Raw genomic sequence first — 10239 nt, 5'->3', positions numbered from 1 at the left:
AATATAAAGGGGGAATATGGGACAGGCAAGATTTGTCCATAACGCCATACAAAGTTTATCTACCAAAATACTGATGAAATATTTTACTTTATAGATAAGGAAAACGGCTGAAGGCTTTTGCATCACCTAGAGCCGTTACAACCAGCTATGTAATACTTGGCATTGTTCGCCCTGCTAGGTCTGCAGGGAAGCCTCTTTCTTGGGCAAGGTATTCAGCCCTTTGGGCAATTTGTTGTTCAGTTATATCGCTAGTCATAGAAGTATCAACAAAACTATTTCGGCGGCGTTGTGAACTGTCGTCAGTTAACAAACCAAGTTCGACTAATTTATCAAAGATGGTATTTGCCGCTGGCAGGGCAGACGATGCCTTGACGATTTCACATCGAGCATAGCTATTTGATTGAAAAGCTACATCAGCAACCCTTAATGTGGCATCAGCACCTGGTATTTGCTGTGCGCCATACATAGGGCGCCCACCAATATCAGCGCTATTAAAATTAGGGATATAGCCAGCTACTTTTTCGATAGCTTTGGCGGTTCTTTCATTGATTACTTGTTCATCCCACTGATGATTTACTTTTCTGATGTATTTACTCGGTAACTCTGGTTGAGCACTTTCTTGTTTTGCCGAAACTAACCCATCCTCAAAAAGGGTAATGTCAGGTGTCATTGCGTGTATTTGAAAGTAACCATTAGGGTATGGAGTTAATTGTGTCATGCCATCTTTAGTGCCTCGAGTACCATGAAAGATAACTTCGGGCCATTTAGCCTGGTTGTCATTCCAACGGCTAATATAAGCGGCTTTAAATTCAACCATACGCTTTGGTTTGGCTCCTACCATGTCATCAATGGTACCTGTCCTAAACCCACAGGCATTAATTAGATAATCTACTTCAAATTTTTCATCTACGCCCGAACGTGTTGTTTCAATCATCCATTTTTGTGCACTGTTTTGTGTCACTGAAGTCACGTGAGTGCTTGTTAATAACTCACAATGTGGACTATTTTCTAGGGCCAAACTGGTTAATGCTGCTAGCCTAAAAACACTAATGCCATATTCTTGTACCAAAAAAATTGGGAATTTAAGCCGCGTTAAATCTGTTTGCTTCGCAAAGGCTATCATCCATTCATCGGGCGTTTGTGGATGATTTGGAACCGGTAATTGCGATAATTTTTCAATGTCTGCGCGTTGATACAATCTAAAATACTCGGATGCAGGCCCCAGTATTTCATTTTGTGTATCCGACGCTACGAGTCTCTGATACTCCTTCTGAAGCACTGTTAGCCTAGATATAACATCGCTCGGGTCGCCTTTATCGTGCGATGGTACAGCTACGATTGTCGGTCTGTAATCTATGGCTTCTTGATACAGCTTTGCAGTATTGATAGATTGTTTCAATAAATCGATACATTGCTGATCTGATATTTCTCTGTATAAATTGCCCCCTGCGTGAAGGTGACACATTGGCGGACCATTGACTAAGCTAATTTCTTTTTCGAAAAGCAATACGTCAGCGCCTTGTTGGCTTAATTTTAATGCGATGGTTGCACCGCCAATACCACCGCCTATGATCCCGACGCGAGTATTGGCATACTTTGGCTGTTTATTTATCATGCTCTACACAATAATGGAAATGTTAAAACGTCAAGCTTCAAAAGGCTGAGCTCGTTAATGCGCTGATTCCTCAACGGGAACTAGGGCTTCAATGATGTCGGCAAAATTATCTAACACCAGTGACGCGCCATGGCTATTAATGTCCTCACCGTGGTTATATCCATAGGTTAAACCGATGCTCTGCATCTTTGCTGCTGTTGCTGCAAAGATATCGTTTTTCGAGTCACCTATCATTAAACACGACGATGCTTTAACGCCGAGCGTTTCACATACGTAAGTCAACTGCATAGGGTCAGGTTTGCGTTTTGGTAAGCTGTCGCCTCCTACAACCATTTCGAAAAGGTTGTCTAGACCTAAGTGCTTTAGAATAGGGCGAACAAACTGCTCAGGTTTGTTTGTAACAATGACCAAGCGATAACCATCACGATGCAGGTTTTCTAATGTGCTTTTTACATTGGGGTATAGTGTCGTATCAACACATACATTTTGTTCGTAATAAGCAAGAAAAATTGAAAGTGCTTTTTCGACGTAAGCAGGATCCAAATCCGGATTTATGTCAATATGGCCTGATAATGCTCTTTTGGTTAACACGGCTGCGCCATTACCAACCCAACTTCGGATCGTGTCGGTAGGGTAGGGTTTCATGTCTAATTCATGTAGCATTTGATTAATGCTGAGCGCCAAATCTGGCACACTGTCTATCAATGTGCCATCCAAATCAAACAGCAATACGTTTTTGTCGGTGAATTTCAATGTAAATTCCTAATATTGGCCCTAGTTTAAACCGCGCTAGTGTATCTTTAAAAAGAGCCACTTTCTACGGCCATCCTGGCTAAATATTTGTGTTCTGTGTAAACCTTGTTGAACTGTGTTTTGTTCATAACGTTTTAAGGCTTTTGCACCAGAACTGTTATCCAATCGACTCTGTAATACGTCCCCTAAGTATTTTCGGTTCAAAAAAGAATGAGTATTTCTACAAATTTATAAATTGTCTTGCATTGCAATAACCTAGGCCAACTCTACGAGTTGAAAAAGAGAAAATCTAGAGAAAACGAACTTATTGCTAAAACAAAACACATGGGCCAAGGTTTAAATATGCTGCCAAAGGCAGAGTTAAATGAAAATGATAAAAGCAAGAACAGCACTGATAGATTTGCCGTCGACATAGTAATAACACTTGATAACACGGTGTGTTCGCCTAATAAATACAGGGTCTATCTCTTCAATCCGCCTGAGTCAAGAGATTAAGCCTGAGCTTTTAATAGATGTTTCCTACTCTTGTTCCTTATTTAAACGTTTATATTTATAATTAGTGTAAGTTATTGAGTGCCATAAAAATGCGCTAAATAATTTTATGAGAAAACAACAGGATTTGAGACAGCACATGAATTACACTTTACGTAAAGCCAATGACGGTGATATGGATTTTTTATTGAACCTGCGCCGAATCACAATGGATAACTATTTGTTAAGCGATGGGGTGGATATAAGCGATAGTGAGCATCTTTATCGCATAAAATATAATTTTGAAGATGCCCAGATAATCCAAATCAACAATGAAAATATTGGATTGTTTAAAGCCAGTTTAATTTCTGAAAAATCACAATGGTATATTTTTCAGATACAAATACTACCTTCATATCAAGGTTTTGGAATAGGTAGGAAATTAATCACTGATTTATGTGATAAAGCGAAAAAAGACAAACTATCGGTAGGCCTAAGTGTTCTCAAAAGCAACCCTGCAAAGAAGCTTTATGACGCGCTTGGATTTCGAGTTATCGGCTCAGACTGTTCTGAATATGTAATGATATACGATGCTTAACAAACGTGAGAGCGAGTTAATATGAAAAACGATTGGCTGTAAGTGAGCACCATGGGCGTAGTAGGTTTTATGATTGAACTCAAATTATGTAAATTTTAAAGTAAGTGTTATGGATACGATAATTCAGCATATAGAAACGTATTGGACAAAAAAGTCTCGTGGTAACCCAAGAGCTACAGTACGAAATTCAGTCCCTGAAAAATATCCATTAATGGGTGCGCCAGGAACTAGAGGTGTATTCTTATATAAAGTTAAATATTCAGAGTATAGTAACTTTAGTGATCCTGTTGTTTCAGGCTTTCGATGTATAAATGATAATCAGCAACGACAGCTGGGTTTCAAGCTAGAAGTATTAAATGGAGAGCTTTTAGTTTCAAAATGGGAAAAAAGAGGCCGCGTTAAGCATTTTTGTGCTCTAAAACCGAATACATGGATTAAGATTGTCACCAACGAGCGTACTCCCATAGAGTACACTTGGGCATATTATAAGCATGTGTATAACATTTATTTTGGCAATCCTTTAAATGCTGAGAAAGTACTTTTATCTCAAAAGCCAAGTAAAGTGTTAATTGATGAGAAAAATTTATGGTAATTTTGTCTCTTGAAAAACAATAAGGTGAGATAAGTGCTCAATTGGGATGAAACTGATGTCCTCGCTACTCTTGAGGTGCTTCCAGAAATAGAGAGTGATGGAATATGGCATAAATATGCAGTGAAAAAGCAAGGGATAGAGCTGGTTGTGTTTATCTATCAATATGATGGTGATGTTCGTATCGAATTGAAGACTGAGTTACTAGATAAGTCCGTATTTTCAATGCACATAATGGATTGTCCTTCGATTGTCAGAAAACTTGATAGTACAGGTGAATATCTGGAATTTGCTGCACCTAACATTGTTGAGTCTCATCATGGTGAACCCGAATCAATTCGATATGGTGCCCGCGTCTATGTTACCCCATCAATTAATGTGCCTTTGTTTTAAGTATTACCAGCCTTATGTGAACTCATGGTAATAAGATATATTATTAGATTAAAGTAATAAATAATGAGCTTTACTAAACATATATTGAGAATGGCAGAGTGCATGTGCTCAAGGATAATATGTTAAGGACGACACAGATTTAATTTTTAACTTGAGCAGATAATAATTATTTTCAATTGTGAAATTGGTAAGTGCTTTGCAGATCAAATCTGAAGCTGGTTTCAATCATATTGATAAATACTCAGCGACTGACACACTCTGTATGGCAGTCGCTGATAAGCTGGTTAGTAGTAATACGCTCGAGAGCACATATTACCTGTACAAGAGACATTCAAGTCGAGCGTTAAATTATATAGATATTCAATTGAACTGATATCGACTTCAGACAATGCGTTATGGTGTAACTGGAGGTAGCTTAATTGGCTATTATTTGCGAGGTCGACAGTGGTTAACTTGTTGTTGTCAAGATATAACTCTACAAGTGCACTGTTATCACTCGTATTGAGCTGCGTTAGCTCGTTGTTGTCAGCTATTAAATTTGTCAATGCTTCACTTTGGGTAATATTTAGTTGGGCGATATTGTTTTGGCTTACATCTAAATAAGTTAACTGAGGTTGCGCTAACAAGTCTAATGCACTTAGCTGATTGTTGTTTAAATACAGTGTATTCAAAACTGAATTGGCGTTTATGGTAAACTTGGTCAAACTATTGTTGCTTGAATTTAATGATTGTAGTGCCGAGTTTGTAGTGATATCTAGTTCAGTCAGTTGGTTGTAGCTTACGTCTAACGTAATGAGAGATGGACTAGATGGCAGAGTGATCTCTGTAAGTTGGTTATTACTAACGTCAAGTTGTTGGAGTACGTCAAGTCCCTCAAGCTTGATAGATGTTAGCATGTTGCCAGAAGCGTACAGGTCCTCTAGAACAGGTACATTTGTCACTGTAAATGTGTCTAGTTTATTATAGTTTACATAGAGTGTCGTTAATTCTAATTTATCCGAGATATTTATAGATGTTAACTCGTTAAAATCAGCATCGAGGTAATGTAATCTTGGGTTGTTAGTTAAGTCTAGTTCCGTAAGCTGATTAAAAGATAAGGTGACGTTCACTAGAAGTCTGTTGCTGGATAAGTCAAGTTCACTTAGCTGATTGTTCGCAACATATAAATAGTTTAAGGCGGTATTCTTGCTAAGATCTAATTGTTTAAGTTGGTTATCATACAAGGATATAGACCCTAAAAGTACATTGTTAGACAAGTCAATATTGGTTAGCTTATTGCCCGACGCATAGAAGGATGTTAGTTCCGGGTTATTAGAGATATCGAGTGTTTCTAATTCATTATCATGGACATCAAGGTAATCCAGCTTTGTGTTGTGTTTGAGATCTAGGCTTGTAAGTTGTAATGAATTGGCAGAAAGAGAATTAAGCTCTGGCATATGAGACAGATCAAGGCTTATAAGAGGCATGCTGTTAAGCCATAAACTTTCCAGCTGAGAGTGAGCTGACAAGTCTAATTCATTAATTTGTATAGAACTTAGTTCTAAGTACGTAAGTTGTGTTAAATGAGACATCTCTAAGTCTTTCAAGTAATCACTACCTAAACTGAGCTGTTTGACGTCTGGCGTTGCAGAAATGTCAAGCTGTGTCAGTTTTTGTGCATGAACAGTTATGTTATCAAGCAGCGAGTTGTTAGATAAGTCGATCGAGGTGAGCCAATCACTATAAACAGTAAGACTTTTAAGTTGCTCATTATTAGATGTGTTGAGGTGATCCAATCTCTGCGCAGATACATGCAACTCTTGCAACAATGTATTCGATGAGATATCAAGCTCATCAATTTGTGATTGGAATATTGATAGCTTTTCCAGTGCTGTGTTCTTTTTCACATCAAGATTTGTGAGAGCGTTGCTTTCGAGTGTTAATGAGGTGAGCGCGGTATTTTTTGATACATCTAGCTTTTTTAGGCTATCCGAAAATACGGTTAATTCTTTCAGGCTTGCATTTTGTTCTAATTGAATAGTGTCAAGTTGGGAGCCTGATACCGACAGTGTTTCAAGTGCTTTAAAGTTCGAAAAGTCTAGGGCGGTAAAGCTATTACCAGAAACAGATAGTTCAGTTAGGACTTCGTTAATTGGAAATTTTAGTTGTGCTAATTGGTTATTTGACAGATGAAACACTGTAAGCATTGGGTTGCCAGAAATGTCTAGCTCAGTCAGCTGGTTATCTTGTATATCAAGTTCTGATAAGTTTGGCAGAGCCGTTAAGTCTAATGCAGAAAGCTTGTTATTCGAAAGTCGTAAATTGGACAATTCTGGGTTGTTCGAAAGGTCAATTGTGCTTAAGGCATTGTCCGTGAGGTCGAGTGATTGGAGGAGAGTATTATTTTCTAAATTAATGCTTGTTAGTGCATTAGAGACTATGCTTATCTGGACGAGTTCAGAATTCTTACTGAGGTCAATCTCAGATAGTTTATTTCCTGATACTAACAAAGATTGCAGCTGTTCAGCATCAGAAATATCTAAGCTTCCGAGTTGGGTATCATATAGCTCTAGAATACTCAATTGTTGCGTGTTAGCTAAGTTTAAAGATGTGAGTGGGGTGTATAAGGCATATATTTCCACTAACTCTGAGTTGTCCGACAGGTCTAGGTTAGTAACCTTGACATTGTTAAGCCATAGGTAGTTAAGTTTTGAGTTGTCAGTGAGCTGTAGATTCGTCAACGGTGTATAACTAACACTCAAACGTTCAAGGTTAATATTTGTACTTATGTCTAGTTCGGACATTACCTGACTATTGATTGACAAGGAAAGCAACTCGATGTTTTGAGACAAATCTAAGGTCTTTAATTGCGTAGCATCTACAGATAAAGTGTTGAGTTGCTTATTTTTTGTGATATCCAAAGACTGTAATTGGCTATCCCCTACCCATAGATATTGGAGCTGGGTATTCATAGAAATATCAAGCGTTTCAAGTAGAGGGCTTGATACACTAAATGAAGACAACTCTAGATTTTTTGAAATGTCTAGGCTGGTAATGCTTTGATCGTACAACTCTAAATGTTGTAGCTTTTTAAAATGCGCAATGGCTTCTGTGTTTTCTATGGGCTGATAGCAGGAAATTGATGTAACTTCATCGGCGAATGTGCTGTCGCCTTGCTCAGATAAACATTGTGTAAGTACAGGGTCTAGATCCAATGAACTTAGTGTTACTCGAGGCTTAAATACAATATCCACAGTACAGTTTGACTGCATGTCTTCAATGTTGTATTGGTTGCCAATCAGTGTTCCACCACACCCAGTAGCTGAGTCTACGTAGTAGCCGTCATCTGGCTCTAGCAAGAAACTTTGAGAGTCACCTTCACGCACAGAGTTTTGAGCGTTAATGACGCTTCCGGACCCAGTAATATTGGTATTTAAAGTGTAAGTTGCAATATTTGTCGTGGAAGAAGAGCTGTTTGTATCACTATTGTTGTTACTGCTGCTGCCACCACCACAGCCAATTAAAAAGAAAGAGAGCAATGCAGCTACAGAAAAAGTTGGTTTATGTGTCAATTGTATACTCCAGAAGTTTATGCCAATAGCTTATCAGAGCGAAAATGCTCCATATACGCAGTCAAGTTAACGATATAGTATAATTCTGTAAATATAAATTATACATTTATTTAATATTTTATTTTAATCTTTCTTTTTTGTATTTGTAATGGGTTTTAGTGTGCGGTTTCCTTTTATATATAAATATATTTATGTATATATTTTCTCTTTCGGGTTTTTATACCTCGCACGATATGGTAATAGGTTTATGGTGAGATTTATGATCACATAAAAATTTATACTTTACTTTAGAAAGAATGAAAATTTAATGTCGTCTCTATTGCACATGAAACTACATACGCTGAAGTTTTTAACTGAGCGAGTAATTTAAAAAAAACTATGGTTACTTAAACGGGCTGGTACTTATGTTGATAACTGTCTTCTCTGATTTCTGAATATATAGATATTGGTCATTCGAACATGAATTAGGTGATGTCGTTCAAAGCATTTCCTAAACAGATATATGGACTTATCAAGCTTCAAACGTTGCTTTTAGAATGTTGACCCTAAAAAGCTATAGGAGAAAGTAGACAAACTACATTAAGGTGAAAGTTTCGACTTAGTATTTGGAAGGTAAGAGACGTTTAAACCTCAGAAGTAAGGCAGCAAGCTAGGCTGAATAGTACAGTCACATTTTTGGTCTGAAAGTTAATATGTTGGATTGAATGCAGGTAAAACAATAATAGATAGGAGTATATATGCCACATTTTGTAATGGATTGCTCGGAAAGTGTTCTAAAAACGCATGGTGAAGAGCTTATTCTTGAACAAGTTTTTTTGGTAGCGAGCGCAACGAATTTATTTGATGATAATGATATTAAAGTGAGAATAAACCCTTTTAAAAAGTACTCAGTTGGTAATAAGCGAGAAGAGTTTATTCATGTATTTGCTTCCATCATGCAAGGTCGAACAGAAGAGCAAAAAGCGGCATTATCTCAGGCTGTCGTATCAAAACTTGTTGAGATGTTCCCAGAGGTGCCAAATATTGCCATGAACGTTGATGACTTTGAGAAGGCGACATACTGTAATCGCACAATGCTGTAGTGTCTTTATAAAAAGTCTGTAACTATCATATTATCAGCTCTGAAATGACATGCTATATCTTCCATAAGTGATATTTGGTGCTTAAAGGTGAATTAGGTGAGTGCTTAAAAGTTATGCTATTTATTTCGAGAGGAGCTTAGTTTGAATACAGCTTAATTCAGTCTCTAAAGCATGGAGTACTCTTTAAGGGCTGACTCGAGTGTTTTGGCTCACACCGCTTTTTATGTTTTCATGGTGCATGATGAATGCGCTTTAGCAAAAGGATATGTTCATGGCTAGCAACAACAAATATAAGAGGCTAAACGATAGCAGGGATTTTATTGTTGATAATTACCATGCATCGCTTAGTTTATCTGATATCGCAAAACACTCATGCATGTCCCCGTACCACTTCTTGCGTGTTTTTAAGGACACGTATGGTGAAACACCCAATGAATATTTGATCCGGCTTAGAGTCGAGCAAGCAAAGAGAATGCTTATTACAGAACACTTTAGTGTCTCTGAAGTTTGCGAAAAAGTGGGTTATGCAAGCCTTGGTAGCTTTTCATCTTTATTTGTAAAGCAAGTTGGCGTGGCGCCGACTTCATATCGACGTAAGTTATGGGCTTTATCAGCAGAAGCCTATTGTTTTCCTGCTCAGGCGATACCTGCGTGCTATGCGTATCACTTTTTGGGTAAATTTGCGAAATGAGCAAGATTGAAGAAATATTCTCGTGATTATTTTTGTATGATGAAGATGATTGAAAAAATAAGGAATATATAAATGATTACATCCATAGCACATACAACAATCTATGTACTTAATCAGGACGAATCGCTTGATTTTTATAAACACAAGCTTGGTTTCGAAGTGGGAGATGATATGAAGGTGGAGGGCGGTTTTCGATGGTTGACTGTGCACCCGAAATCTAAACCTGAACTCCAATTAGTATTGGCAGAGCCTAAAGAAGGGCCCATGTTTAGCAAAGACGCGGCAGAGAAAATACGCAGTTTAATCGAAGATGGCGCATTTGGTGCCGGTGTTTTTGAAACAGAAAACTGCCAAGAGACTTACGAAGAACTCGTTTCTAAAGGTGTGGAGTTTATTCAACCGCCAACTGAGCAGCTATACGGTGTTGAAGCGATGGCGCTTGATAACTCTGGAAATTGGTTTAGCTTGGTTCAAAGATTATAGAAATTGCACACAT

General features: G+C 37.8%; 9 protein-coding genes. 6 read left to right on the top strand and 3 right to left on the bottom strand.

Going from position 1 to position 10239, the window contains the following annotated elements; genetic code table 11:
- Positions 1-145: 145 nt before the first annotated feature.
- On the bottom strand, positions 146-1615 hold the full coding sequence (locus tag L1077_RS20810) for an FAD-dependent oxidoreductase (protein ID WP_237138828.1): 1470 nt from the start codon (positions 1613-1615) through the stop codon (positions 146-148).
- Between the two features lie 54 nt (positions 1616-1669).
- A complete protein-coding gene (locus L1077_RS20805) occupies positions 1670-2368 on the bottom strand; it encodes a phosphoglycolate phosphatase (protein WP_237138827.1) in 699 nt (232 codons plus the stop codon).
- A gap of 631 nt (positions 2369-2999) precedes the next feature.
- On the opposite strand from L1077_RS20805, the gene L1077_RS20800 reads away from it, so the two are divergent.
- The 3 genes from L1077_RS20800 to L1077_RS20790 all read left to right on the top strand — a co-directional run bounded on the left by L1077_RS20800 (position 3000) and on the right by L1077_RS20790 (position 4419).
- On the top strand, positions 3000-3437 hold the full coding sequence (locus L1077_RS20800; protein ID WP_237138826.1) for a GNAT family N-acetyltransferase: 438 nt from the start codon (positions 3000-3002) through the stop codon (positions 3435-3437).
- Between the two features lie 109 nt (positions 3438-3546).
- On the top strand, positions 3547-4029 hold the full coding sequence (locus L1077_RS20795) for a hypothetical protein (RefSeq protein ID WP_237138825.1): 483 nt from the start codon (positions 3547-3549) through the stop codon (positions 4027-4029).
- 33 nt (positions 4030-4062) lie between these two features.
- Entirely contained in the window at positions 4063-4419 is a 357-nt protein-coding gene (locus tag L1077_RS20790; protein ID WP_237138824.1) for a Ypar14, super integron cassette, read from the top strand.
- A 284-nt stretch (positions 4420-4703) separates the two neighbouring features.
- Here the strand turns inward: L1077_RS20790 and L1077_RS20785 are convergent, their stop codons facing one another.
- A complete protein-coding gene (locus tag L1077_RS20785; protein ID WP_237138823.1) occupies positions 4704-7970 on the bottom strand; it encodes a hypothetical protein in 3267 nt (1088 codons plus the stop codon).
- A 737-nt stretch (positions 7971-8707) separates the two neighbouring features.
- On the opposite strand from L1077_RS20785, the gene L1077_RS20780 reads away from it, so the two are divergent.
- From L1077_RS20780 to L1077_RS20770, 3 genes are all read left to right on the top strand, one after another.
- Complete coding sequence (locus L1077_RS20780) at positions 8708-9052, top strand: 5-carboxymethyl-2-hydroxymuconate Delta-isomerase (RefSeq protein ID WP_237138822.1); 345 nt, start codon at positions 8708-8710, stop codon at positions 9050-9052.
- A gap of 271 nt (positions 9053-9323) precedes the next feature.
- Positions 9324-9743: a helix-turn-helix domain-containing protein gene (locus tag L1077_RS20775; RefSeq protein ID WP_237138821.1), complete on the top strand. Its 420-nt coding sequence runs from the start codon at positions 9324-9326 to the stop codon at positions 9741-9743.
- Positions 9744-9815: 72 nt separating this feature from the next.
- A complete protein-coding gene (locus tag L1077_RS20770) occupies positions 9816-10226 on the top strand; it encodes a VOC family protein (RefSeq protein WP_237138820.1) in 411 nt (136 codons plus the stop codon).
- The last annotated feature ends 13 nt before the right edge of the window (positions 10227-10239 follow it).

Origin of the sequence: Pseudoalteromonas luteoviolacea, from assembly GCF_021654285.1 — a bacterium.
Lineage (GTDB): Bacteria > Pseudomonadota > Gammaproteobacteria > Enterobacterales > Alteromonadaceae > Pseudoalteromonas > Pseudoalteromonas luteoviolacea_J.
The sequence above is the reverse complement of the archived record's forward strand: the minus strand, read 5'-3'. Positions and strand labels throughout refer to the sequence as shown.

What these genes read in the sequence shown, in the direction of transcription:
- L1077_RS20775 (WP_237138821.1), top strand. Translation starts at nt 9,324, where the DNA reads ATGGCTAGCAACAACAAATATAAGAGGCTAAACGATAGCAGGGATTTT.
- L1077_RS20800 (WP_237138826.1), top strand. Translation starts at nt 3,000, where the DNA reads ATGAATTACACTTTACGTAAAGCCAATGACGGTGATATGGATTTTTTA.
- L1077_RS20770 (WP_237138820.1), top strand. Translation starts at nt 9,816, where the DNA reads ATGATTACATCCATAGCACATACAACAATCTATGTACTTAATCAGGAC.
- L1077_RS20795 (WP_237138825.1), top strand. Translation starts at nt 3,547, where the DNA reads ATGGATACGATAATTCAGCATATAGAAACGTATTGGACAAAAAAGTCT.
- L1077_RS20810 (WP_237138828.1), bottom strand. Translation starts at nt 1,615, where the DNA reads ATGATAAATAAACAGCCAAAGTATGCCAATACTCGCGTCGGGATCATA.
- L1077_RS20780 (WP_237138822.1), top strand. Translation starts at nt 8,708, where the DNA reads ATGCCACATTTTGTAATGGATTGCTCGGAAAGTGTTCTAAAAACGCAT.